At 68.3% G+C, this 22312-nt stretch carries 26 protein-coding genes and 1 other RNA gene; 11 read left to right on the plus strand and 16 right to left on the minus strand.

Translation table 11 applies throughout. The annotated features are described in order from the left end of the window. Positions 1-13: 13 nt before the first annotated feature. On the minus strand, positions 14-1423 hold the full coding sequence (leuC, locus tag ACEQZY_RS00865; RefSeq protein ID WP_341702293.1) for a 3-isopropylmalate dehydratase large subunit: 1410 nt from the start codon (positions 1421-1423) through the stop codon (positions 14-16). 189 nt (positions 1424-1612) lie between these two features. On the opposite strand from leuC, the gene gcvA reads away from it, so the two are divergent. After that, complete coding sequence (gene gcvA / locus ACEQZY_RS00870; protein WP_370151633.1) at positions 1613-2539, plus strand: transcriptional regulator GcvA; 927 nt, start codon at positions 1613-1615, stop codon at positions 2537-2539. Positions 2540-2553: 14 nt separating this feature from the next. Continuing rightward, on the plus strand, positions 2554-3441 hold the full coding sequence (locus ACEQZY_RS00875; protein ID WP_341702291.1) for a hypothetical protein: 888 nt from the start codon (positions 2554-2556) through the stop codon (positions 3439-3441). Positions 3442-3473: 32 nt separating this feature from the next. On the opposite strand, the gene ACEQZY_RS00880 is transcribed toward ACEQZY_RS00875, so the two are convergent. The 3 genes from ACEQZY_RS00880 to ACEQZY_RS00890 all read right to left on the minus strand — a co-directional run bounded on the left by ACEQZY_RS00880 (position 3474) and on the right by ACEQZY_RS00890 (position 5250). Beyond that, a complete protein-coding gene (locus tag ACEQZY_RS00880) occupies positions 3474-3938 on the minus strand; it encodes a DUF2867 domain-containing protein (protein WP_341702290.1) in 465 nt (154 codons plus the stop codon). Positions 3939-4045: 107 nt separating this feature from the next. Next, complete coding sequence (locus tag ACEQZY_RS00885) at positions 4046-4450, minus strand: DoxX family protein (RefSeq protein ID WP_341702289.1); 405 nt, start codon at positions 4448-4450, stop codon at positions 4046-4048. Between the two features lie 149 nt (positions 4451-4599). Further along, complete coding sequence (locus ACEQZY_RS00890; RefSeq protein ID WP_341702288.1) at positions 4600-5250, minus strand: glutathione S-transferase N-terminal domain-containing protein; 651 nt, start codon at positions 5248-5250, stop codon at positions 4600-4602. A gap of 117 nt (positions 5251-5367) precedes the next feature. Between ACEQZY_RS00890 and ACEQZY_RS00895 the strand changes: the two genes are divergently transcribed. After that, positions 5368-5796: a helix-turn-helix domain-containing protein gene (locus ACEQZY_RS00895; protein ID WP_341702287.1), complete on the plus strand. Its 429-nt coding sequence runs from the start codon at positions 5368-5370 to the stop codon at positions 5794-5796. 122 nt (positions 5797-5918) lie between these two features. Here ACEQZY_RS00895 and rplS read toward each other — a convergent pair whose 3' ends face one another. From rplS to ACEQZY_RS00935, 8 genes are all read right to left on the minus strand, one after another. Continuing rightward, on the minus strand, positions 5919-6296 hold the full coding sequence (rplS, locus tag ACEQZY_RS00900) for a 50S ribosomal protein L19 (RefSeq protein ID WP_341702286.1): 378 nt from the start codon (positions 6294-6296) through the stop codon (positions 5919-5921). A gap of 51 nt (positions 6297-6347) precedes the next feature. Beyond that, positions 6348-7097 (minus strand): tRNA (guanosine(37)-N1)-methyltransferase TrmD, encoded by a 750-nt coding sequence (gene trmD / locus ACEQZY_RS00905; protein WP_370151638.1) that lies wholly within the window; start codon positions 7095-7097, stop codon positions 6348-6350. Next, on the minus strand, positions 7097-7684 hold the full coding sequence (gene rimM, locus ACEQZY_RS00910; RefSeq protein WP_341702284.1) for a ribosome maturation factor RimM: 588 nt from the start codon (positions 7682-7684) through the stop codon (positions 7097-7099). Before rimM ends, trmD begins: the two co-directional genes overlap by 1 nt. A gap of 17 nt (positions 7685-7701) precedes the next feature. Further along, positions 7702-8085: a 30S ribosomal protein S16 gene (gene rpsP, locus ACEQZY_RS00915; protein WP_341702283.1), complete on the minus strand. Its 384-nt coding sequence runs from the start codon at positions 8083-8085 to the stop codon at positions 7702-7704. A 58-nt stretch (positions 8086-8143) separates the two neighbouring features. Beyond that, positions 8144-9520: a signal recognition particle protein gene (gene ffh / locus ACEQZY_RS00920; RefSeq protein WP_370151640.1), complete on the minus strand. Its 1377-nt coding sequence runs from the start codon at positions 9518-9520 to the stop codon at positions 8144-8146. Between the two features lie 141 nt (positions 9521-9661). Next, entirely contained in the window at positions 9662-10039 is a 378-nt protein-coding gene (locus tag ACEQZY_RS00925) for a response regulator (protein ID WP_341702281.1), read from the minus strand. 93 nt (positions 10040-10132) lie between these two features. Then, entirely contained in the window at positions 10133-11107 is a 975-nt protein-coding gene (locus ACEQZY_RS00930) for a DUF3108 domain-containing protein (protein ID WP_370151643.1), read from the minus strand. Between the two features lie 98 nt (positions 11108-11205). Then, positions 11206-11796: a hypothetical protein gene (locus ACEQZY_RS00935; protein WP_370151645.1), complete on the minus strand. Its 591-nt coding sequence runs from the start codon at positions 11794-11796 to the stop codon at positions 11206-11208. Between the two features lie 184 nt (positions 11797-11980). Here ACEQZY_RS00935 and meaB point away from each other — a divergent pair, with 184 nt between their 5' ends. Together meaB and ACEQZY_RS00945 are read left to right on the plus strand one after the other, a co-directional pair. Continuing rightward, complete coding sequence (gene meaB / locus ACEQZY_RS00940; RefSeq protein WP_370151727.1) at positions 11981-12979, plus strand: methylmalonyl Co-A mutase-associated GTPase MeaB; 999 nt, start codon at positions 11981-11983, stop codon at positions 12977-12979. Continuing rightward, the gene (locus ACEQZY_RS00945) at positions 12976-14016 is read left to right on the plus strand and encodes an alpha/beta fold hydrolase (RefSeq protein ID WP_370151647.1); all 1041 of its coding nucleotides are present in this window, start codon (positions 12976-12978) and stop codon (positions 14014-14016) included. Before meaB ends, ACEQZY_RS00945 begins: the two co-directional genes overlap by 4 nt. Before the next feature lie 6 nt (positions 14017-14022). Here the strand turns inward: ACEQZY_RS00945 and ACEQZY_RS00950 are convergent, their stop codons facing one another. Beyond that, on the minus strand, positions 14023-14460 hold the full coding sequence (locus ACEQZY_RS00950) for a DOPA 4,5-dioxygenase family protein (protein ID WP_370151649.1): 438 nt from the start codon (positions 14458-14460) through the stop codon (positions 14023-14025). Positions 14461-14648: 188 nt separating this feature from the next. Between ACEQZY_RS00950 and ACEQZY_RS00955 the strand changes: the two genes are divergently transcribed. Together ACEQZY_RS00955 and ACEQZY_RS00960 are read left to right on the plus strand one after the other, a co-directional pair. Continuing rightward, complete coding sequence (locus ACEQZY_RS00955; protein ID WP_370151651.1) at positions 14649-16928, plus strand: ATP-binding protein; 2280 nt, start codon at positions 14649-14651, stop codon at positions 16926-16928. Further along, the gene (locus tag ACEQZY_RS00960; RefSeq protein WP_341705485.1) at positions 16925-17317 is read left to right on the plus strand and encodes a response regulator; all 393 of its coding nucleotides are present in this window, start codon (positions 16925-16927) and stop codon (positions 17315-17317) included. The genes ACEQZY_RS00955 and ACEQZY_RS00960 overlap by 4 nt, the downstream gene beginning before the upstream one ends. A gap of 23 nt (positions 17318-17340) precedes the next feature. Here the strand turns inward: ACEQZY_RS00960 and ACEQZY_RS00965 are convergent, their stop codons facing one another. The 3 genes from ACEQZY_RS00965 to nudC form a co-directional block, all read right to left on the minus strand. Then, positions 17341-17865, minus strand: a complete 525-nt coding sequence (locus ACEQZY_RS00965; protein ID WP_370151654.1) for a PAS domain-containing protein — start codon at positions 17863-17865, stop codon at positions 17341-17343. A gap of 98 nt (positions 17866-17963) precedes the next feature. Further along, a complete protein-coding gene (locus tag ACEQZY_RS00970) occupies positions 17964-18332 on the minus strand; it encodes a glutaredoxin domain-containing protein (protein ID WP_370151656.1) in 369 nt (122 codons plus the stop codon). A 25-nt stretch (positions 18333-18357) separates the two neighbouring features. Continuing rightward, on the minus strand, positions 18358-19326 hold the full coding sequence (gene nudC, locus ACEQZY_RS00975) for an NAD(+) diphosphatase (protein WP_370151658.1): 969 nt from the start codon (positions 19324-19326) through the stop codon (positions 18358-18360). A 97-nt stretch (positions 19327-19423) separates the two neighbouring features. Here nudC and ffs point away from each other — a divergent pair. From ffs to recR, 4 genes are all read left to right on the plus strand, one after another. Then, an RNA gene (ffs, locus tag ACEQZY_RS00980) (signal recognition particle sRNA small type) lies at positions 19424-19520 on the plus strand. Positions 19521-19583: 63 nt separating this feature from the next. Next, on the plus strand, positions 19584-21362 hold the full coding sequence (locus ACEQZY_RS00985) for a DNA polymerase III subunit gamma/tau (protein WP_370151729.1): 1779 nt from the start codon (positions 19584-19586) through the stop codon (positions 21360-21362). A gap of 18 nt (positions 21363-21380) precedes the next feature. Next, positions 21381-21704, plus strand: a complete 324-nt coding sequence (locus tag ACEQZY_RS00990; RefSeq protein WP_370151660.1) for a YbaB/EbfC family nucleoid-associated protein — start codon at positions 21381-21383, stop codon at positions 21702-21704. Between the two features lie 13 nt (positions 21705-21717). Next, complete coding sequence (gene recR, locus ACEQZY_RS00995) at positions 21718-22311, plus strand: recombination mediator RecR (RefSeq protein WP_341705286.1); 594 nt, start codon at positions 21718-21720, stop codon at positions 22309-22311. Position 22312: the final 1 nt, after the last annotated feature.

Below are 22312 nucleotides of genomic sequence, written 5' to 3' on the forward strand. Positions count from 1 at the left end.
TCTTTTCTCCCGCTCAGATCTTGCGCACGTCAGCCAGCTTGCCGGCGACGGCCGCCGCGGCGGCCATGGCCGGGCTCATCAGGTGGGTGCGGCCACGCGCACCCTGGCGGCCTTCGAAATTCCGGTTCGAGGTGCTGGCGCAGCGCTCTTCCGGCTTCAGCTTGTCGGCATTCATGGCCAGGCACATCGAGCAGCCCGGCTCGCGCCATTCGAAGCCGGCGGCGACGAAGACCTTGTCGAGACCCTCCTCCTCGGCCTGATGCTTCACCAGACCGGAGCCCGGCACCACCATCGCCTGCACGCCGGCAGCGACCTTGCGGCCCTTGGCCACGGCGGCGGCGGCGCGCAGGTCCTCGATGCGGCCATTGGTGCAGGAGCCGATGAAGACGCGCTGCACCGGCACGGTGTCCAGTTTCTCTCCGGCTTTCAGCCCCATATAGGCCAGGGCTCGCTCCAGCGCGGCGCGCTTCTGTTCGTCCTTCACGTCGGCCGGGTTCGGCACCACGCCGGTGATCGGCGCCACGTCCTGCGGGCTGGTGCCCCAGGTGATGTGCGGGGCGATGTCTTCCGCCTTCAGCTCGACGACCGTATCGTAATGGGCCCCCTCGTCCGACGGCAGGGTCTTCCACCAGGCCAGCGCCTGTTCGAAGGCGGCGCCCTTGGGGGCATGCGGCTTGCCCTTCACATACTCGAAGGTCTTCTCGTCGGGCGCGATCAGCCCGGCGCGGGCGCCGGCCTCGATCGACATGTTGCAGACGGTCATGCGGCCTTCCATGGTCAGGCCGCGGATGGCACTGCCGGTATATTCCATCACATAGCCGGTGCCGCCGGCGGTGCCGATCCTGCCGATGATGGCCAGGATGATGTCCTTGGCGGTGACGCCCGGCCCCAGCTCGCCATCGATGTTGATCTTCATGTTCTTCGCCTTGCGCTGCGGCAGGGTCTGGGTGGCGAGCACATGCTCGACCTCCGAGGTGCCGATGCCGAAGGCGAGGCTGCCGAAGGCGCCATGGGTGGACGTATGGCTGTCGCCGCAGACGATGGTCATGCCGGGCTGGGTGTAGCCCTGCTCGGGGCCGACGATATGCACGATGCCCTGGTTGATGTCGTTCATCGGGTAGTAATTGACCCCGAATTCGCGGGCATTGCGGTCCAGCGTCTCGACCTGGATGCGCGCCTCGTCATCCTCGAACACGAACTGGGCGCGGTCGGGGGTGGTCGGCACGTTGTGGTCGGGCACGGCCACGGTCCGGTCCGGGCGACGGACCTTGCGGCCGGCGGCCTTCAGGCCGGCAAAGGCCTGGGGCGAGGTCACCTCATGGACCAGATGCAGGTCGATATAGAGCAGGCCGTTGCCCTGGTCGTCGATATCGACCAGGTGGCTGTCCCAGATCTTGTCGTAAAGCGTGCGCGGGGCGGTCATGGCGGCTGGTCCGTTGTGAAGTCTGCGAATTGAGACGGTTATGGGGCGTTTCCCGGCCGCTGATCCCGCGAACGGGCGGACGGCCTTTTTTACAGGAGGGGGATTCAACAGGAGCCGGACGCCCCCGTCCAGACCCGAAAACAGCCCGCCGGCTGGATTTAAATTCGCCTCCGGCTTAAAAGATTTTCCATGGCCCACCTGCCCAGCCGCCGCCTGCTGCCCCTCAACGCCCTGAAAGCCTTCGAGGCCGCCGGCCGCCACCTCAATTTCACCGCGGCCGCCGAGGAATTGTCGGTCACCCTGTCGGCGATCAGCCACCAGATCCGCCAGCTGGAAGAACTGCTGGGGGTGCCTTTGTTCCACCGCACCAAGAAAGGCCTGGTGCTGTCCACCGAGGGCCAGCTGATCCTGCCCGACGTGCAGGAGGGGTTCGACCATCTGGCGTCGGCGCTGTCCAAGCTGGAAGCCCGGCGCGGCGAGGGCACCCTGACGGTGTCGATGCTGTCGACCTTCGCCATGCGCTGGTTCATTCCGCGGCTGCCGCGGTTCGAGGCGCAGTATCCCGATATCGAGGTGCGGATCACCACCTCGATCAAGCCGGCCGATCTGGAGCGCGAGGGCATCGACTGTGCCATACGCCATGGCGACGGCCACTGGCCCGGCGTCTCGGCCACGCGGCTGTTCTCGGAATCGCTGGTGCCGGTGGCGCATCCGAAATTCACCAAGGGCAAGGATGCCGTGCGCAAGCCGCCCGACCTGAAAGGCCGCAAGCTGCTGCATTCGCAGAACCGGCGCGAGGACTGGCGCATCTGGCTGAACGCCGCCGGCATCAAGGACAAGGCCATCGACCCCAACAGCGGTCCGGTCTTCGAAACGCGCTCCTACGCGATCCAGGCCGCCGTACAGGGCATGGGCATTGCCATCATGGATCCCGAACTGGCGGCGGAAGAGATTGCCGCCGGCCGGCTGGTCAAGCTGTTCGACGGCACGGCCCTGCCGCTGACCAATGCCTACTGGTTCGTCTGCCTCGAACACATGGCCGACGCACCGCGCATCAAGGCGATGCGCGACTGGCTGGTGCAGGATGTGGCGGCGCGCAGTCGCCCGCAGAGCTGACGGAGCCACCGGCCGTGATCCGGCGCCTGTGCCGCGTGCCGCCGCCGGGCCTGGCTTTCATCGCGGGGTTTGTCCTGCTGCTGGCCGCCTTTGGCACATCGGCCGAGCCAATTCCCGCCGGCGACGGCTACCGGGTCGTCCGGGTTGGGGGCTACAATCTTGAACTCCATACCTACAAGCCGGCCGGCTATGCCGGGGGTCCGCTGCTGCTGGTGTTCCACGGTGTCGGGCGGGATGCCGACGCCTACCGCGACAATGCCCGGCCGATCGCGGATCGCCTGGACATGGCGGTGGTGGCGCCGCTGTTCGACAAGGCGCGGTTCCCGAGTGCCAGCTACCAGCGTGCCGGCATTGCCGACCAGCGCGGCCTGCTGCCGCGGAAGCTTTGGACCGGCACCCTCGTCGTCGATCTGGTGGATCTGCTTCGCCGCGAGGAAGGGCGCCGGGACTGGCCCTATGCCATGATCGGCCATTCCGCCGGCGGGCAGTTTCTCGGCCGTTTCGCTGCCTTCATGCCGCACGAGGCGAGCCGCATCGTCATCGCCAATCCGTCGTCCTGGGTCTTTCCAACCCTCGGGCAGGTTTTTCCCTTCGGCCTCGGCGGTGACACGGCACCGCTGGTGGATGCCGATTTCCTGCAGCGTTATCTGGCGGCACCGATCACCGTATTTCTCGGCGCCAACGATACCGGCGACAAAAGCCGCGATGACAGCCCGGGGGCGGTCGTGCAGGGCGCCACCCGTCACGAGCGGGGACTCAATTTCTTCCGCGCAGGCGCGGCACTGGCGCAGGAGAAGGGCTGGCCGCTGAACTGGCGGCTGGTGGAGGTGCCCGGAGCAGGGCATAGCAGCAAACGCATGTTCGAGGCTGCGCAGGTGGCGGAAGCGCTGTCCGGCAACTAGCCGGCGGTTACGGCAAGTCAGCTGGCCGTCGTCTAGCCGATCTGCCGGGCCGCGCGGCGCAGCATGCTCCGCACGATCAGCCTGTGGAACGGCAGGATCACCGCGAGATAGGCCCGGCCGAAGCGGTTCCGCGTGCGTACTGCTGTGGTCAGGACGATGTGGCTGCCACCTGTGGCACTCGGAGACACCCGCACCAGCGCGCGGAAATCGAGATGGCCGTCATCCAGCCCCGACAGCACGAAGTCGCGGCCGCTCTGCAGCACCGGGAAGCCGCGCCGCAGCGGCGGCGCCTTGTAGCCCAGCCGGCCCATCACGGCATTGCGGACGGTCATCAGACCACTGACCCAGCCGGGCGGTGTGGCGAAGGCCAGGGTCATCACCCGGGCCGGGTCGATGGCCGGCTGCGGCACCGTCACCGCAAAGGCATCGGCAAAATTACAGCCCGGCAGGGCGGCTTTGCAGAAAGGATCGGGGGACGTGGATGTGACAGCGGCCATGCCGGAGATCATCGGCGGTTCCAGCGGCGTCGTCGACGCGACAAAAAGCCGCCAGCCAGGGTTCGCTTCTGGCCCGGCGGCTTTCTCGCGATGCGGCGAAAGGCGGCTTACTTGCCGCGGCTGTCGAGGCTGAGCGGGCCGGCGCCGAAGGCGGCGACGAACAGCAGGCCGCCGACAATGGCCAGGTTCTTGAAGAAGTTGATCTGCTGCATCATCACCTGCTCGGCCGGCACGGCCCAGAAATTGTGGAAGATGACGGCAGCGGCCAGCGTGAACAGGCCGAGGATCAGGGCGGCGTAGCGGGCCTTGAAGCCGACCAGCAGGGCGGCGGCGACCGCGATTTCGACGACGATGGTGCCGGCGGCCGCCACCTGCGGCAGCGGGATGCCCTTGGAGGCGATGTAGCCGACGGTGCCGCTGAAACCGCCGAGCTTGCTGATCCCGGCCGGGATGAACAGCAGGGCGATCAGGATGCGGCCGGCGACGGGGCCGAACTTCTCGATGAACGACATGGAGGCAGATCCTTCAGGTTGGGGAGGGTCGTTGTTCTTGGTTGGATAGCTGCGGCGGTGTCCAGTCTAGCGGGCCGCCTTCCGGCGCCTATCGGGCATCCGGATATCCGGCTAACACCTTGGTGTTAGCCGGAATCGCGTTGCGGCCGTCAGGCCGCCTTGTCCATGGCGGCGAAGGCTTCGGCTTCGCGGGCCAGTGCGCGCTGCACAGCCGGGCGCTGCTGCATGCGCTCGGCATGCTTGGCGTAGTTCGGGAAGCCTGACATGTCGAGGCCGAGCTTGGTCGCCCAGGTGTGGAAGACGAAGATGTAGGCGTCGGCGGCCGACCAGGCGCCGAACACCCAGTCCTTGCCGGTGACGGCCTTCTCGATCAGGCCGTAATTGGCCATCGCGGCCTTGGTGGCCAGCGCCTTCACGTTGTCCGTGCTGTCGGGCAGGTCGCAGAAATTCTGCGGGCCGAAAAACCGGCTCATCACCGGATGCACGCCCGAGGCACACCAGGCAACGAATGCCAGCGCCTCGGCTTCCAGCAGCGCGTCGCCGGCGGGCAGCAGCTTGGCGGCGGGATAGCTGCGGTTCAGATAGGTCATGATGGCGGTGTTCTCGGTCAGCACCTTGCCGTCGATCACCAGCATCGGCACCTTGCCCTTCGGGTTCAGCGCCAGGTATTCCGGCGTGCGGGTCTGGCCCTTGCGGGTATAGGTCGGCTTCGGCGTGAAGCTGGCACCGGCCTCCTCGAGGCAGATATGGGTCGCCAGCGAGCAGGCGCCGGGCGAGAAATAGAAATCGAGCTTGGCCATCGGGTATTCCTCTCTGTTCAGACCGGTTTGCGGCGACTGCGCCGGGTCCGGACGAGAGGCATAAGCCATCGTAGTATCAATTTGCAAGCAGGCACCTTCCGGCACTATACTTGCCATATGGATACCGAAGGTTCCGCGATCGATTTCCGCCGCCATCTCACATCGGATGGCCGGGAAATCTGTGCCCGCATGGTCTGCCGCACGCTGGACCTGATCGCCAACAAATGGGCGGTGCCGATCCTGCTCAGCCTCGCTGCTGCGCGGCGCCAGCGGCCGGACCAGCCGATGCGCTTCAGCGAACTGGCCCGGGCCCTGCCGCTGATCACCCAGAAGGAACTGACCAAGCAGCTGCGCGCCCTGGAAACCGCCGGGCTGGTGGGCCGGCGCGTGCATGCCGCCGTGCCGCCGAAAGTCGAATACTGGATGACCGATCTCGGCCTGTCGCTGCAGCCGGTGCTGGATGCCCTGGGCCGCTGGTCGGCCGAGAACGGCCCGGCATTGACCGCCAACCTGCAGCGTGGCAGCGGAATCGAAGCGGCGGAATAGCCTTCCCCGGACAAACAAAAGCCGCCCGCATCCCGGCCTCTGGATTCAGGCGAGGATGCAGGCGGCTTGTTTCATGTACGAGAACAGGGCCGGCGATGCCGGCCCGGCTCAACCGATGCTGATTACTCGCCCTTCGGCGCGGTGTCGCGCTTCTCGGTGATGCGGGCGGCCTTGCCGGTGCGGCCGCGCAGGTAATACAGCTTGGCGCGGCGCACGTCGCCGCGGCGGACCACGGTGATCGACTCGATGCGCGGGCTGTACAGCGGGAAGATACGCTCGACGCCCTCGCCGTAGCTGATCTTGCGCACGGTGAACGAGGAGTTCACGCCGCGGTTCGAGCGGGCGATGCACACGCCCTCATAGGCCTGCACGCGCTCGCGGCCGCCTTCGACCACCTTCACGTTCACCTTCAGGGTGTCGCCCGGGCCGAATTCCGGCACCGCACGAGCGGCGACGAGAGCGTCCGACTGCTCTTTCTCGATCTGCTGCAGAATGTTCATGGCAACCTGCCTTTCGTCCTTCGTCAAACTGTTAAACGCATCAAACTCGGTTCATCTCTTCCCGTCCGGCCGGCGCCGGCGGTATTGCTCCCACAGATCCGGGCGGCGCTGGGCGGTGATCTGTTCCGCCTGATCGCGCCGCCAGGCTGCGATCCTTCCATGGTGGCCCGACAGCAGCACCTCCGGCACGCTGCGGCCCTCCCATTCCTGCGGCCGGGTATACTGGGGATATTCCAGCAGTCCGTCCGCGAAACTCTCTTCGGTGCCGGACTCTTCGGCACCCATCACCCCGGGCAGCAACCGCACGACCGCGTCGAGCAGTGCATAGGCAGCGATCTCGCCGCCCGAGAGGACGAAGTCGCCGAGGCTGACCTCGACGACGGGGCGCGCCTGCAGCAGGCGCTCGTCCACCCCCTCGAACCGGCCACAGACCAGCGTGGCGCCGCCGGCGGCCTTCACCTCATGCACCAGCGCCTGGTCGAGGCGCCGGCCACGCGGCGAGAAATACAGCAGCGGCTGGGCCGCCGCGCCCTCCTGCTGCCCGCCGGCCGCGACCGCATCGTCGATCGCGGCGGCCAGCACGTCGGGCCGCATCACCATGCCGGGCCCGCCCCCGAAGGGGGTGTCGTCGACGGTGCGGTGTTTATCGCGCGCGTAATCGCGGATGTCCACCACCGTCAGCGACCAGCGCCCCTCGTCGAGGGCGCGCCCGGCCAGGCTCTGTCCCAGCGGGCCGGGGAACATCGCCGGGTACAGGGTCAGTACCCGGGCGGTCCACGGCATCGCCGGAACGCTGCTCATCACGCCTCGCCCGCCTTCGGTTCCGCGTCCGCCGCCTCGTCTTCCGAGGCCGGGCCGCCGAGCCAGAAGGCCGGCTCCACCAGCACCCTGCCGCCAGCGATGTCCACTTCGGGCACCGCGTCGTCGGTGAAGGGCACCATCGCCGAACGGCCGCTGTCGGTTTTCACCTCCAACATGTCGCCGGCGCCGAAATTATGCACCGCGCTGACGGTGCCGAGCGTCTCGCCGGCCACGGTGACGGCCATCAGGCCCACCAGGTCGGCATAATAGAACTCGCCGTCGTCGGGCTGCGGCAGCGCATCGCGCGCCACATACAGCTCGGTGCCTTTCAGGGCCTCGGCGGCGTTGCGGTCGCCGACACCCCGGATACTCGCAATCACCACGTCGCCTTTCGCCAGCCGGTGCACCTTCACGGTGAAGCTGCGCCTGCCGGCGGCATCGCTGAGCGGGCCGTAATCGCCGATGGCTTCCGGATCGCCGGTGAAGGTCTTGATCTTCACCTCGCCGCGGATACCCTGGGCGCCGATGATGGCACCGAGCAGGAGCCTCCGCGGAGAATCCGCATCTGGCGCGACCGGGCCGGCCATGCGTCAGGCGGCGGCGATCAGCCGGCCGCGGCTTCGTCGGCCGGCTTGGCAGCAGCTTCGGCAGCGGCCTTGGCGGCTTCCTCGGCGGCCTTGATGCGCTCCTGCGCCTTGGCCTTCGGCTTGCCCTTTTCCGGGTTGTTGCCGTGGGCCCAGGTCAGCAGGCCGGCCTGGCTGAAGAAACGGGCGCAGCGGTCGGACGGCTGGGCGCCCTTCGACAGCCAGTACTTCACGCGCTCGACATCGAGCTGCACGCGCTCGCGGTCCTTCGGCAGCATCGGGTCATACGAGCCGATCTTCTCGATGAAACGGCCGTCGCGCGGGCTGCGCGAGTCGGCGACGACGATACGGTAATACGGGCGCTTCTTGGCGCCGCCGCGCGTCATGCGGATCTTGACTGACATGGATGGTCCTTTCCCTGAACTGTGATCTGTAAAATCCGTAAACCGGTACTGTCGCCCGTCACATCTTCGGCATGCCGGGGAAGCCCCCGCCCATGCCGGCCATGATGCTGCGGGTAAAACCCTTCTGCCCCAGCTTCGACATGCGCTTCATCATGTCGGACATCTGGAGATGCTGCTTCAGCAGCTTGTTGACATCCTGCACCGAGGTGCCACTGCCCGCCGCGATGCGCTTCTTGCGCGAGGCGTGGATCACCTTCGGATTCTGCCGTTCCTGGCGGGTCATCGAACCGATGATCGCCTCCTGGCGCTTCAGCAGGGTTTCGTCGAGATTGGCATTCGCCATCTGCTGCTTGATCTTGCCGACCCCGGGCAGCAGGTTCATCACGCCCGACATGCCGCCCATCTTGCGCAGCTGCTGCAGCTGCTTGGCCATGTCCTCGAGGTCGAACTGGCCCTTCTGCATGCGGGCGGCCAGCCGCTCGGCTTCTTCCTTCTCGATCGTCTCGGCGGCCTTCTCGACCAGCGACACGATGTCGCCCATGCCGAGGATGCGCTGGGCGATGCGCTCCGGATGAAAGCTCTCGAGCGCGTCGGTCTTCTCGCCGACGCCGATCAGCTTGATCGGCCGGCCGGTGACGGCGCGCATGCTGAGCGCGGCGCCGCCGCGGCCGTCGCCATCGACGCGGGTCAGCACGATGCCGGTGACGCCGACCCGCTCGTTGAAGCTTTTCGCGACGTTGACGGCATCCTGGCCGGTCAGCGCGTCGGCCACCAGCAGCGTCTCGTGCGGCTGTACGGCATCGCGCACCGCAGCCACTTCCAGCATCAGCGTCTCGTCGACATGCAGGCGGCCGGCGGTGTCCAGCATCAGCACGTCATAGCCGCCGAGCTTCGCTGCCTGCAGGGCGCGCCTGGCGATATCCACCGGCATCTGGCCGGCAACGATCGGCAGCGTCGGGATGCCGGTCTGCTCGCCGAGAATCTTCAGCTGCTCCTGCGCGGCCGGGCGATAGACGTCGAGCGACGCCATCAGCACCTTCTTGCGGTCCCTGTTCTGCAGGCGCAGGGCGATCTTGGCGGTCGAGGTGGTCTTGCCCGAACCCTGCAGGCCGACCATCAGCACCGGCACCGGCGGCACGGCATTCAGGCTGATTTCCGCGCCCTCGCCGGCACCGCCCAGCATCTCGACCAGGTGGTCGTGGACGATCTTGATGACCATCTGGCCCGGAGTCACCGAGCGCAGCACTTCCTGGCCGACGGCCCTGGACTTCACACCATCGATGAAAGTCTTGACGACAGGGAGCGCAACATCGGCTTCCAGCAGGGCGACGCGAACCTCGCGCAGGGCTTCCGAGACGTCGGATTCCGTCAGCGCGCCGCGCTTGCGCAGCCGCTCGAAAACCTCGCCCAGTTTGCCGCTCAGAGATTCGAACATGCCGACCCTGATGATGTTGCCGATGGTCCAAAGCAATTCGGCGCCCGTGCGCGACACTCGCGGACGGACGACGATCCTCGGACCGGATTCAGGCTCCCGAAATGGAAAGCGGGCGGAATAAAGCGGTTTGGGCCGCGGAAGTCAAGGCTGCCCGGCAGGGGCTCCGGGCGCCAGCCTGCGGATCAGTTCGACCAGTTTCCGGGGATCCAGCGGCTTCACCAGCATCTCGGTCATCCCGGAAGACAGGCATTCACGGCGCACCTCGGGGCCGTCGGCAGCCGTCATGCCGATGATCGGCACCTTTATGCCGCGCGCCCCGCCGACCAGGCGGATTTCCTGGGCCGCCTTGATGCCATTCAGGTTCGGCATGCGAACATCCATGAGAATCAATGAGATGTCCTGGTTTTCGAAGAACATGCCGACCGCCTCGCGGCCGGAACCGGCAAAAACCGGATGAAATCCCAGGGCCGTCAGCAGTTTTTCAAGGGCGGCCCGGCCGGCCTGGGAATCCTCGGCCACCAGCACCGTCCGGGACGGTTTTTTCGTCTCTATACCCATGATGTCCCCGGTCTGCCTTCCGGCGGCCAGTATCACGGCTCTGCGGCCGTCCGGCTAGGGGGTGATTTCCCGCTGCAGTTCGGCGCGGATCGGTGCCAGCGCCTCCAGCCAGGTGCGGCCGTTCAGGCGGGCGCCGGCAATCCAGCCTTCCGCGCTGCCGAGCCGGAAGGCGGTATCGATCTGCACCGGCAGCCAGGCGTCGATGCCCGGCGGCCGCACCAGCCAGATGCGGGTCGGGCGCTCCGGCGGCCTGGTGTCGGCGGTGCCGTCCTTGCGGCTGTAACCGGCCACCGGCTCGAAGCGGATGCTGCATTCATAGGCGGGGCCGGCATAGGCGGTGCGGTCGCGCGGGGCCACCTGGGCCGGGCCGACCGGGCTGTAATGCAGGTTATAGCGCCGCCGGCCGTCGAAAATCGCGTCGCTGCCCGTACACGGCGGCGTTGCGCCGCCCTGCAGGACACGGGCAACGATGGCCGTGGTGGGGTCGAGGGTGTTGCGTTTCAGCGCATCGGGCACCGGTTCGCGGTCATCCTCGTCCAGCGGCGGCTGGATGACGGCCGACGGCATGCCGTCGGCATCCCAGGTGATCCGTGTCGAGCGCTTGGACCAGCTGCCATCGCTGTCGCTGCCGTAGCGCACCGGGATCACGCGGCCATCGCGCAATTCGGCGGCCGCATAGCCGGTCAGTTCGAAGCTTATCATGAAATCGAGCGGTCCGAAGGTGCGCATGGCGGTATCGACATGCACCGCATCCGCCTCGCGCCGCATCGTCACCTTGATGTCGAAGGCCTTGGCGCCAAGCGCATAGAGGCCGAATTCCACGGAAGCGGCGGTCAGCGGCACTGCACCGGCGGGGGCGGCGGCCGGCCGGGCGCCGGGCGCAGGGCCGGGCAGGGCGGGATCGGGCTGGGGCAGAACCGCAGCCAGCCGCACGTCGGGTGCGGTTGCCTCGTCTGCCCGGGCAACGGATCCTGCCGCCATCAGGGGCAGCAGGCCAAACAGGACCGCGCTGCGCAGGATGATTCGCATGGACTAAAGTCTAAGGCCGATTCGCCAAATTGCAGAGCGATTCTGTATTCAACCTGGAATTGCGATCACCGCGATACCGGGCGGATTCCCCCGAAGGGTCAGCCGTTATGGCGGCCGAATTCCCGCGCCACCGCCAGCCGCAGGCCGCGCAGCAGGTCCTGGCCGGCCTGGCCCATATCGGCGCGCTGCTCGGCCCGGCGCAGGGCATAGAGGGCATCGATCAGCAGGCCAACCAGTGCCAGATGCCGGTCTTCCGAGGGCAGGGCGCGGCGCAGCACGCTGCTCAGCAGCGCGATACCCTCGGCCAGCATCGGCCAGCCCAGCCGGGCGCAGCTTTCGGTCAGGGCATCGCAATCCTGCTGGGCATCGCCCAGGAACAGCAGGGCCGAGACCGCATCGCCGCGGGCCTGGCCGAGGCGGGCGCGCAGCAGGTCGATGCGGGCAGCAAGCGCGCTGTCCTCGCCGCTGGGTGCGGTGGCGATACCCGGCACGGCGGCCGGCAGCTCGCGGGCCGGTGCCTCGTGAGCCGATCCGTCGCCGGCCAGGCCATTGCCGACCAGTCCACTGCCGGCCAGCCCACTGCTGGCAGGGGCGCTGCCGCGGGCCAGCCGCGACAGGTCGGAACGGGCGCGCTCCAGCGCCTGCTGCGGGCGCAGGGGAGAGGACGGGATGTCGGGCCGATTCGCCATGGTCGTTCCATGGAATACGAATCCGGAGGAGTCCCTGTCAACCGCACATGCATGACAGGGGTGCCCGTGCCCGGCGGGGCCGGCGATCTCTCCGTCCGTCCGGCCGGTGGCCTTGGCGGACCGGCTTCGTTAAGGTGCCGGAAAGCCATGTGCTGTTTCACCTGCCGGTTGCCGCTGCCTGATGATGTCCCGCCGACCTGATCCCGATGCGCTCGCCGCGCGCCTGCTGCAGGGCGACCGCCGCGCACTGGCGCGGGCCATCACGCTGGTGGAATCGAGCCATCCGGACGACCGCACCGCCGCCGAAAGCCTGCTGCAGGCCATCCTGCCGGCCACCGGCCAGCAGGATGCGGGCCGGGCCATCCGCATCGGCATCTCGGGCACGCCCGGCGTCGGCAAGTCCAGTTTCATCGAACGCTTCGGCCTGTTCCTGACCGGGCAGGGCCATCGCGTCGCCGTGCTGGCGGTGGATCCCTCCTCGGCTTTGTCGGGCGGCTCGATCCTCGGCGACAAGACGCGCATGGAACAGCTGGTGCGCGAGCCCGCTGCCTTCATCCGGCCCACGCCGTCGGGCGGCTCGCTCGGTGGCGTGGCCAGGCGCACGCGCGAAGCGATGCTGCTGGTGGAAGCCGCCGGCTTCGACGTGGTGCTGGTCGAGACGGTCGGTGTCGGCCAGTCGGAAACCACCGTGGCCGAGATGGTCGATATTTTCCTGCTGCTGCTGGCGCCGGCCGGCGGCGACGACCTGCAGGGCATCAAGCGCGGCATCATGGAACTGGCCGATCTCGTCATCGTCAACAAGGCCGATGGCGAGCTGCTGCCGAAGGCGCGGCTGGCGGCGGCGGATTACCGCATGGCCCTGCATCTGATGCGGCCGCGCCATGCCGAATGGCGGCCGCAGGTGCAGCTGGTCTCGGCCCTGCTGAACGAGGGCATCGGCGAGGTGTGGACCGCAATCGGGCAGTATCGCGAAGCTCTGCAGAAGACCGGTGCCCTTGCCGCCCAGCGCCGCCACCAGGCCGAGGCCTGGCTGATGCGCGAACTGCAGGACGGCCTGCTCGACTGGCTGAAGCAGGAGCCCGCCATCGCCGGCGAGCTGCCGCGCCTGCAGAAGGCGGTCGGCAAGGGACAGACGACGCCCAGCGCCGCCGCGCGCAAACTGCTGGAGATGCTGCGCCGATGACCGTTCCCCCGGATGCCCCGCCCTCCTGGCCGGTGCAGTCCGGCCGTTTCGATCTCGGCGATCTGCAGACCCTGTCGGGCGAGACGATGCCCGGCGCCTTCCTCAGCTGGAAGACCCATGGCACGCTGAACGCGGCGCGCGACAACGTGATCCTCTACCCGACCAGCTATTCGGCGCAGCATCCCGACATCGAATGGCTGATCGGGCCCGATTTCGTGCTCGACCCGGCGCGCTGGTTCATCGTCATCCCCGACATGTTCGGCAACGGCCTGTCCTCCAGCCCGTCGAACACGCCGGCCTATCCCGCGCTGGTGACGGCGTGGGACAACGTGCAGGCCCAGCGCCGCCTGCTGTCCGAGGTGTTCGGCATCGAAAGGCTGGCCTGCGTCTACGGCTGGTCGATGGGGGCGCAGCAGGCCTATCACTGGGCGGCTTTGTTCCCCGACGACGTGGCGCGCATCGTGGTCAATTGCGGCTCGGCCCGCACTGCCGAACATAACCGGGTGTTCCTCAAGTCGCTGATGGCCACCCTGGAGGCGGCACCCGAGCATACCGGCAACGGCCGCTTCTCGGCGCCGCCCGCTGCCGCGATCCGCGCTTTTGGCCGCATCTATGCCGGCTGGGCGCTGAGCCAGGATTTCTACCGCGAGGGGCTGCATCTCTCGGCGCTCGGCGCGCCCGATCTCGAGACTTTCCTGCGCACCGACTGGGAAGAGCGCTATGCGCGCCGCGATGCCGCCGACCTCTACGCCCAGCTGCGCTGCTGGGAGGCGGGCGACATCAGCGCCAACCCGCTCTATGACGGCGACTTCGTCGCCGCCCTGCGGGCGATCCGCGCCCGCGTGCTGCTGCTGCCGGGCGCCACCGACCTGTATTTCCGCGTCGCCGACAACGAGGCCGAGATGGCCAATCTCGGCCGCGCCGAACTTCTGCCGATCCCCAGCATCTGGGGCCACCGCGCCGGCAATCCGGTGCAGAATCCGGAAGACACGGCGTTCCTGCGCGACAACGTGCGCCGCTGGCTGGATCTGGACTAGGCGGGCTTACGCCTCCAGCACCGGCGTCGTGTTCGGCACCACCGGATCGATGGCGCCGGCGCCCTCGCCGGTGCCGCGCGGCAGCACGGCGCCGTTGATCGGCAGGGCCGGGCCCAGCCACAGGGCATTCGACAGGTGGTCGTCATACTGGTGGCCGGTATTCGGGTGCACGAGGATGCTGAGGCCCCGCCGGTTCAGCATCAGCCAGGGCACCAGCCGGGCGAAATCCGCGACGTCGAAGGCCACCTGGTACATCGGCGAGGCATGGGGCCCGACCGGGCGGTCATGCCAGCGGCCGAGCATCACGGCGAAGCGTTCGGCCATGCGGTCGCGCAGCCAGGCCGCCGTCTCCCGCTCCGCCGGGCCATCGAAATAGACATGGGCATGGTAGCTGGCGATGGCCGCAACCGGGCGCGGCGCGGCGGTGTCTGGCAGCCGGTTCATGCCTGAATTTCCCTCTTCGGTGGTGATTTGTTGCGGTAACGTCGCCGCCGGGTATGGATTTGGCCGGCGGTTCCGGGCAATCCTAGGGCAAAGACACCGACAGGCAAGGGACCCGGCAGGGTCCCGGCCGGAAGCGGCAACGACAGGCGGGATGGGGGCATGACCGTTTGCAGGAAGGACGGGCGGCCGTGAACGGAGGCGCAGGAAGCGCGGCGCCGGCCGCGCCTGCGCCGCGCCATGGCGCGCTGGCGCGGCTGGTCGATGGCTTCGTGCCGCCGGCGGTGCTGCGCGGGCAGGACCCGCGCCTGCTGCACCGCTATCGCAGCATCGTGCAGCTGACGCTGTCGGTCTGCCTCGCGGCGCTGCTGATCCCGCCCTACCTGCTGATCCGCTCCGGGCTGAACGGCTGGGAGATCGCCGGCTTCGTCTCGATGATCGGCGGGCCGCTGGCGGGCGCGCTGCTGATCCGCTTCACCGGCAGCATCCCCTTTGCCATCGGATTCATGGCCCTCAATGGCGGGCTCGGCAACACCATCCTCACGCTGGGCACCGGCGGTCTCGCGTCCAGCTTCGCCCTGTTCAGCGTGCTGGGCCTGGCGCTAACCATGCTGACCAGCAACGGCCGGGTGATCGCCTGGGTGGCGGCGATGGCATCGATGAACTTCATCGTCGTGCTGGTCTGCCATCTGGGCGGCTGGGTGCCGCCCTTTGCGGTGCCGGCGCAGGAGCAGATCCTGCTGCATTTCCTCTGCCTGATGTTCGCCGTGCTGCTGATGGCGCGCTCGGCGATCGCCTCGCTGGCCGCCCGCACCAAGGCGCGCCGGGCGCTGCAGGATGCCAAGCAGCAGGCGGAAGCGGCGACGCGGGCGAAATCCGAATTCCTCGCCATGATGAGCCACGAGATCCGCACGCCGATGAACGGCGTGCTCGGCCTGACCCGGCTGCTGCTGCGCACGCGGCTGGACGAGGAGCAGAAGAATCTCGCCGATACGGCATTGCAGTCAGGCGAGGCGCTGCTGGCGATCCTCAACGACATCCTCGATTTCTCCAAGCTGGAAGCCGGCCGCATCGACCTCGAGGAGATCAGCTACGACCTGCCGGGGCAGATCGCGTCGGCGCTGGCACTGGTCGAGGTGCGGGCGGCCGAGAAAAGCCTGATCCTGCGCCGGGATATCGATCCGGATCTGCCGCATTTCGTGCGCGGCGATCCGGGGCGGCTGCGCCAGGTGCTGCTGAACCTGCTGTCGAATGCCGTGAAATTCACCGAACGCGGCTCGGTCACCCTGTCGGTGCAGGCCGAAGCCGGCGGCATGATACGCTTTGCCGTGCGCGATACCGGCATCGGCATTGCGCCGGAACAGGCCGGGCGGCTGTTCCAGCGCTTCTCGCAGGCGGATTCCTCGATCACCCGCCGCTTCGGCGGCACCGGCCTCGGCCTCGCCATCTGCCGCACCCTGGTCCAGGCGATGGATGGCGAGATCGGCGTCGACAGCTGGCCCGGCGAGGGCAGCGCCTTCTGGTTCCGCCTGCCGCTGCCCGATGCCCCGGCACCGGCGGCCGGCACGGTGACGGAGCGGCCGCCGCTGCCGCCTTTGCGCATCCTGATCGCCGAGGACAACCCGGTGAACCAGAAGGTGCTGGGCGGCCTGCTGGCCGGCATGGTGAAACCCGGCGAGAGCCATGTGATCGATTATGTCGAGGACGGCATCGCCGCAGTGGAAGCCGTGCAGGCCGGTGCCTACGACCTGCTGCTGACCGACATCCACATGCCGCGGCTGGACGGGCTGCGTGCAACCCGGGCGATCCGCGCCCTGCCGCCGCCGCAGAATGCCGTGAAGATCATCGCGGTAACCTCCAGCATTGGCGCCGACCGCATCCGCGACTGCCTCGAAACCGGCATGGACGATTATGTCGGCAAGCCGGTCAACCCGGATCTGCTGGACCTGGCGGTGCGCCGCGCGCTGGCCCTACCCGGTGCGCTGGCCGAGGATGCGGAACTGGCGGCGCTGGCGGCAACCGAGGATCCGGCGGCGCCCCATATCGGCCCCGACCATGACGGGGCGGCCCTGCAGGAGCTGTTCGACACCTTCGGACGCGACGGGCTTGGCGAGCTGGTGGAAACCTTTTATCGGGTGGCGGCCGATCTGCGGCAGGGCTTGGACGAGGCGGCGGCCGCAGGCGATGCGCCGCGGCTGGCGGCGCTGGCGCACAAGCTGCGCGGCGGCGCCGGCAGCCTCGGCCTGCGCCGGCTGCTGCACACCGCCCGGCGCATCGAGATCCTGGCGCGCGGCGGCGAGGCGGCCCAGGCCGCGGCCCTGCTCGGCCTGCTGCAGGCCGATCTCGATGCCGGCTGCACCTGGCTGCGCCTGCAGGCGGCGACGGGCATCGCGGCGGCAGGTATCGCCGAGACAGGGAATGCCACGGCAGATGGCAGTGCGGGAGAAAGCGGGGACGGAGCACGGCAATGACAGCGTTCAAGGATTTGTGGGTGATGCTGGTGGAGGATGACCTCTATTCCCAGCGGATGACGCAGATGATGCTGCGGCAGTTCGGCATCGAGCGGCTGGTGGTGGCGGGTGACGGCGAGAAGGCGAAGGAGCAGTTCGACGAAGCGCGCGGCCAGTTCGACCTGATCGTGTCGGACTGGAACCTGCCGGTTTCCAGCGGGCTGGAGCTGCTCAAGCATGTCCGCGACGCGAAGACGAAAACCCGCTTCCTGATGCTGACCAGCAATGCCGGCCGCGATTTCGTGTTGCAGGCGCGAACCCACGAGGTGGATGCCTATATCGCCAAGCCCTTCTCGGCCACCCAGCTGAAGCAGAAGATTCAGGGGCTGTTCGGCATCCGCGATTTCTGACGGCCGGCTCTGAAGGCCGGCTGTCAGGACAGCGCCATCGTCTCGTTTTCCAGCTCGCGTACCTGGATCGTCTCGTCCAGCCGCCGCACCGTGTCGTAGCGCGGGTCGCGCGGCTCGTAGAACGAGGCGCCGAGCAGCATGTTGGCCGTAATGCCGTCATCCGACAGCGGCAGCAGCAGCCGGCGATACATCATCCAGCTGCGATCCTGCCAGTGCAGCTCCGAGGCGAAGTAGTTGATCGCCGGCGCGGTCGCGACAAGATCGAAGATCGTGCGGAAGCGCTCGTAATGCCGGCCCTCGGCCAGTTCGTCGAGATAGCTGCCGGTCAGTTCGCGGCCGACATGCTCGCCGATATGGGTGCCGACCAGCCGGTAGCGGTAGCGGCCCTGCGGCATCACGTCGGCCAGGAAGATATGCGGCAGCAGTTCGGCGATGTCCCGCGGCTCGATCAGGCGCCGGGCCGGCATCAGGCAGTCGCGGCGGCGGGACAGCCAGTAGCGGTAGAGCAGCCGCGTCGGTCCGTGGTCGATATGGTCGATGAAGGCCATGGCAGACCCTCCCCGGGCCCGTATCCGGTCATGGGCCCGGACAGGAAACTAGGGCGCCCGGGCGGGCCGACCAGAGGCGTGGCCGGACCGGAGCGGGCTCAGCCGGCGGCCAGGCGGTCGAATTCGCCAGATTCGAGCAGCCGGGCGAGATCGGCGGCGCCGCCGATCAGCTGGCCGCGGACAAAAACCATCGGGAAGGTCGGCCAGCCGGTCCACATTTTCAGGGCGTTGCGGCGGCGCCAGTCGCCGAGATAGCTGCCATATTCCAGGTAGCGGTGGGGGATGCCGCGGGCCTGCAGCAGGCGGCGGGCCCGGCGCGGGAATGGGTTCATCGCCATGCCAACCACCACCACGGTATCGGCGGCGATGGCGGCCTCGACCTCGGCGATGATGGCCGCGCCATGGCCGGCGGTTTTCTCGCGGATGGCGGGGTGGATGCGGGTTTCGTCGAGCACCGGGCGCGGCATCGGGGGTTTCCTTCTTCAGGCGCCGTCAGGCGCCGGCAATCCAGCGCCGGGCGATCTGGTGGGCCAGGCTGATCGGCGGCGACAGGCGCGGACTGGCTTCCATGTTGGTGCTGTCGGCCAGCATCTGCGCGATCTCGTCGCGGCTGAACCAGCGCGCCTCCTCGAGTTCGGCTTTGTCCACGGTGATGGCGGCGTCGGCCGCTTCCGCGACACAGCCCAGCATCAGCGAGGCGGGAAACGGCCAGGGCTGCGAGGCGATGTAGCGCACCGCGCCGGTGGCCACCCCGGCCTCTTCCATGATCTCGCGGCGCACGGCCTCTTCCATGGTCTCGCCCGGCTCCATGAAGCCGGCCAGCGCCGAATACATGCCGGGCGGGAAATGCGCCTGCCGGCCCAGCAGCACCATGTCCTGCCCGGTCTGCGCATCGCGGCGCACCGCCAGCATGATCACCACCGGATCGGTGCGCGGGAAATGCTGGGCCTTGCAGGCCTCGCTCTCGCAGCGCCGGCTGTAGCCACCCTCGGTCATTGCCGTCGGGTTGCCGCACTGGGCGCAGAAGCCGTGGCGCTGGTGCCAGTCGATTAGGCTGCGGGCCTGGGCGAGGATCGCCGCCTCGCCGGGGCTGACCTGCGGCGCGATCGAGCGCACGTCGATGTATTTCACCGTCTCGCCATGCAGGTCGGCGGTGTCGGGCGCCGTGTCGCAATCGAGCGCGAAATGGGCGATGCCCGAATCGTCCAGTCCGAGGAACACGGCCGGCAGGGCCGGATAGCGCGCCGCCCACGGGGCATCCTGCCAGGCCAGCCGGGCCGGCTTGCCCGTCACATCCACCAGCGGCTTCAGTTCGCGCATGGGCAGGAAACGGCTGTCTGCCGCCCGGCGTTTGCCCGCCATCCAGCCGGCATCGCGGCGCGGATTGCCGGCGCGGTCGAGCGGATTGCCGGTGAAGGTGATGGGGCGTGGCGGGCGCGCCTTTGGGTCGGGGCTAAGCATCCGGGAACGCTGGCATATCTGCCGGCTGCCGTCTATCGCCGGAATGGGGATTCCTACCCATTGAATTGTGCGGCGCGATGGCTGATATAAGGCCCCGGGAGGTTGGTGGCGGACGGACGCCTCGCCAACCCGGTCAGGTCCGGAAGGAAGCAGCCGTAACGAGTTTCCCGTTCGGGTCGTTGTCAGCCTCCCACCTCTTCAGAGCCGCCCTCCGGTTTCCGCGCCGGCAAGGATGCGTCGCCAGCCGGAAGACGTTACTGTCAGAAGACGTTACAGTCCGAGAGGTTATGAGCAAACCCGCGCCCTACCGCGTTCTCGCCCGCAAATACCGGCCGAGCAACTTCGCCGAGATGATCGGCCAGGACGCGCTGGTGCGCACGCTCACCAATGCCATCGCCACCGGGCGCATCGCCCAGGCCTTCATCCTCACCGGCGTGCGTGGCGTCGGCAAGACCACCACCGCCCGCATCATCGCCCGCGCGCTGAACTGCACCGGGCCGGACGGCAAGGGTGGTCCGACCATCGAGCCCTGCGGCGTCTGCGACAACTGCAAGGCCATTGCCGAAGACCGGCATCCCGATGTCTTCGAGATGGACGCCGCCTCGCGCACCGGCATCGGCGACATCCGCGAGATCATCGAGGCCGTGCGCTACGCCCCCTCGATGGCACGCTACAAGATCTACATCATCGACGAGGTCCACATGCTGTCGACGGCGGCCTTCAACGGCCTGCTGAAGACGCTGGAAGAGCCGCCGCCGCATGTGAAATTCGTCTTCGCCACCACCGAGATCCGCAAGGTGCCGGTCACCGTGCTGTCGCGCTGCCAGCGTTTCGACCTGAAACGGGTCGAGATCGCCGTGCTGGCCCAGCATTTCCGCGGCATCGCCGGCAAGGAAGAGGCGCAGATCGACGACGATGCGCTGACCCTGATCGCGCGGGCCGCCGAAGGCTCGGTGCGCGACGGCCTCAGCCTGCTTGACCAGGCGATTGCCCATGGCGCCGGCAAGGTCGATGCGGCGCTGGTGCGCGACATGCTGGGGCTGGCCGATCGCGGCCAGGTCTTCGCCCTGCTCGACCTGCTGCTGCACGGCAAGCTGCCCGAGGCGCTCGACAACCTGCAGAACCAGTATAATCACGGTGCCGATCCGGCGGTGGTGCTGCAGGACCTGCTGGACCTGACCCACTGGCTGACCCGGGTGAAGGTGATCGGTGGCACCCCCGACGATGTCACCCTGCCGGAGACCCAGCGCGAGCGCGGCAAGGATCTTGCCGGCAAGCTCGGCATGCCGGTGCTGGCGCGCAGCTGGCAGATGCTGCTCAAGGGCCTGCAGGAAGTGCGGGCCGCCCCGGTGCCGCTGGCGGCGGCCGAGATGGTGCTGGTGCGCTTCGCCTATGCCGCCGACCTGCCGGGCCCGGCCGAGGTGGTGAGGGAATGGCGCGAGAAGGGCGGCGGCGCGCCGCTGCCCGCCGGTGGCAGTGGCGGTGGTGGCGTGCGCGCCGCCAATGGCGGCGGGGCTTCGGCGGCGATGCAGGCGCAGCCGGCCCGCCAGGCGGCGCCGCAGCCGCAGCCCGGTGAACCGGTTGCCCTCGCTGCCATGCCGCAGACCTTTCCGGCCCTGGTGGAACTGGCCAAGGACATGCGCGAAGGCCTGCTGGCCGCCGAATTGTTCAACGAGGTGCATCCGGTCAGCTTCGAGCCTGGCCGCATCGAGCTCCGCCTCAGCGACACGGCGCGGCACGACCTGCCCGGCCGCCTGACCGAGAAGCTGAAGGCCTGGACCGGCCAGCGCTGGGTGGTATCGCTGTCCAAGCTGCCGGGCGAGCCGACGCTGGCCGAACAGGACCAGGCGGAGGTCTCGCGCCGCCGCGCCCATGTCCAGGCGCATCCGCTGGTGCAGTCGGTGCTGACCGCGTTCCCCGGCGCGGTGCTGGATGGCGTGCGCGAGCTGGTGCCGCCGGCACCGGACCTGCCCGAGGATGACGGCAGCGGCGACTATGTGACCGACGATATCGACCCGCTCGACGAGCTGGACTGACGACAGGGACGGCAAGCGATGAAGAATCTGGGCCAGATGATGAAGCAGGCGCAGGCCATGCAGCAGCGCATGCAGGAAATGCAGGCCGAGATGGAAGGCCGCGAGGTGCAGGGCTCGGCCGGCGGCGGCATGGTCACCGTCACCCTGAACGGCAAGAGCGAGCTGCGCGGGGTGAAGATCGATCCGTCGCTGCTGAAACCCGAGGAAGCCGAGATTCTCGAAGACCTGCTGAAGGCGGCCCATGCCGATGCCAAGGGCAAGGTCGAGCGCGAGATGGCCGAGGAGATGCAGAAGCTGACCGCCGGCCTGCCGATCCCGCCGGGCATGAAGCTGCCTTTCTGATCCCGCATTCCCCATGGCCGGACCCGAGATCGAGCGGCTGATCCAGCTGTTGGCCCGCCTGCCGGGGTTGGGCCCGCGTTCGGCGCGGCGGGCGGCGCTGCATCTCCTCAAGAAAAAGGATGCGCTGCTGCTGCCGCTGGCGGCTGCCCTGCGCGAGGTCGGCGACAGCGTGCATGCCTGTTCGGTCTGCGGCAACCTCGATACCCGCGATCCCTGCGCCATCTGCACGGATGCGCGCCGCGACGAGGCCCTGCTCTGCGTGGTCGAGGGCGTGGCCGATCTCTGGGCGCTGGAACGCGCCGGAGTGTTCCGCGGCCGCTATCATGTGCTGGGCGGCACGCTGTCGGCGCTCGACGGCATCGGCCCGGCCGATCTCAATGTCGACAGCCTGGTCGCGCGGGTGAGCGGCGGCAGGGTGAAGGAAGTGATCATCGCCACCAATGCCACGGTGGAGGGCCAGACCACGGCCCATTACATCACCGACCGCATCGCGCCGTCGGGCGTGCAGATCAGCCGCCTGGCCCATGGCGTGCCGGTCGGCGGCGAACTCGACTATCTGGATGACGGCACCCTGGGCGCCGCGCTGAAGGCGCGCCGCCCGTTATAGG

The sequence above is a fragment of the Ferrovibrio sp. genome, from assembly GCF_964218355.1.
Taxonomy (GTDB): Bacteria; Pseudomonadota; Alphaproteobacteria; order Ferrovibrionales; family Ferrovibrionaceae; genus Ferrovibrio.

What these genes read in the sequence shown, in the direction of transcription:
- leuC (WP_341702293.1), bottom strand. Translation starts at nt 1,423, where the DNA reads ATGACCGCCCCGCGCACGCTTTACGACAAGATCTGGGACAGCCACCTG.
- gcvA (WP_370151633.1), top strand. Translation starts at nt 1,613, where the DNA reads ATGGCCCACCTGCCCAGCCGCCGCCTGCTGCCCCTCAACGCCCTGAAA.
- ACEQZY_RS00880 (WP_341702290.1), bottom strand. Translation starts at nt 3,938, where the DNA reads ATGGCCGCTGTCACATCCACGTCCCCCGATCCTTTCTGCAAAGCCGCC.
- ACEQZY_RS00885 (WP_341702289.1), bottom strand. Translation starts at nt 4,450, where the DNA reads ATGTCGTTCATCGAGAAGTTCGGCCCCGTCGCCGGCCGCATCCTGATC.
- ACEQZY_RS00890 (WP_341702288.1), bottom strand. Translation starts at nt 5,250, where the DNA reads ATGGCCAAGCTCGATTTCTATTTCTCGCCCGGCGCCTGCTCGCTGGCG.
- ACEQZY_RS00895 (WP_341702287.1), top strand. Translation starts at nt 5,368, where the DNA reads ATGGATACCGAAGGTTCCGCGATCGATTTCCGCCGCCATCTCACATCG.
- rplS (WP_341702286.1), bottom strand. Translation starts at nt 6,296, where the DNA reads ATGAACATTCTGCAGCAGATCGAGAAAGAGCAGTCGGACGCTCTCGTC.
- trmD (WP_370151638.1), bottom strand. Translation starts at nt 7,097, where the DNA reads ATGAGCAGCGTTCCGGCGATGCCGTGGACCGCCCGGGTACTGACCCTG.
- rimM (WP_341702284.1), bottom strand. Translation starts at nt 7,684, where the DNA reads ATGGCCGGCCCGGTCGCGCCAGATGCGGATTCTCCGCGGAGGCTCCTG.
- rpsP (WP_341702283.1), bottom strand. Translation starts at nt 8,085, where the DNA reads ATGTCAGTCAAGATCCGCATGACGCGCGGCGGCGCCAAGAAGCGCCCG.
- ffh (WP_370151640.1), bottom strand. Translation starts at nt 9,520, where the DNA reads ATGTTCGAATCTCTGAGCGGCAAACTGGGCGAGGTTTTCGAGCGGCTG.
- ACEQZY_RS00930 (WP_370151643.1), bottom strand. Translation starts at nt 11,107, where the DNA reads ATGCGAATCATCCTGCGCAGCGCGGTCCTGTTTGGCCTGCTGCCCCTG.
- ACEQZY_RS00935 (WP_370151645.1), bottom strand. Translation starts at nt 11,796, where the DNA reads ATGGCGAATCGGCCCGACATCCCGTCCTCTCCCCTGCGCCCGCAGCAG.
- meaB (WP_370151727.1), top strand. Translation starts at nt 11,981, where the DNA reads ATGTCCCGCCGACCTGATCCCGATGCGCTCGCCGCGCGCCTGCTGCAG.
- ACEQZY_RS00945 (WP_370151647.1), top strand. Translation starts at nt 12,976, where the DNA reads ATGACCGTTCCCCCGGATGCCCCGCCCTCCTGGCCGGTGCAGTCCGGC.
- ACEQZY_RS00950 (WP_370151649.1), bottom strand. Translation starts at nt 14,460, where the DNA reads ATGAACCGGCTGCCAGACACCGCCGCGCCGCGCCCGGTTGCGGCCATC.
- ACEQZY_RS00960 (WP_341705485.1), top strand. Translation starts at nt 16,925, where the DNA reads ATGACAGCGTTCAAGGATTTGTGGGTGATGCTGGTGGAGGATGACCTC.
- ACEQZY_RS00965 (WP_370151654.1), bottom strand. Translation starts at nt 17,865, where the DNA reads ATGGCCTTCATCGACCATATCGACCACGGACCGACGCGGCTGCTCTAC.
- ACEQZY_RS00970 (WP_370151656.1), bottom strand. Translation starts at nt 18,332, where the DNA reads ATGCCGCGCCCGGTGCTCGACGAAACCCGCATCCACCCCGCCATCCGC.
- nudC (WP_370151658.1), bottom strand. Translation starts at nt 19,326, where the DNA reads ATGCTTAGCCCCGACCCAAAGGCGCGCCCGCCACGCCCCATCACCTTC.
- ACEQZY_RS00990 (WP_370151660.1), top strand. Translation starts at nt 21,381, where the DNA reads ATGAAGAATCTGGGCCAGATGATGAAGCAGGCGCAGGCCATGCAGCAG.
- recR (WP_341705286.1), top strand. Translation starts at nt 21,718, where the DNA reads ATGGCCGGACCCGAGATCGAGCGGCTGATCCAGCTGTTGGCCCGCCTG.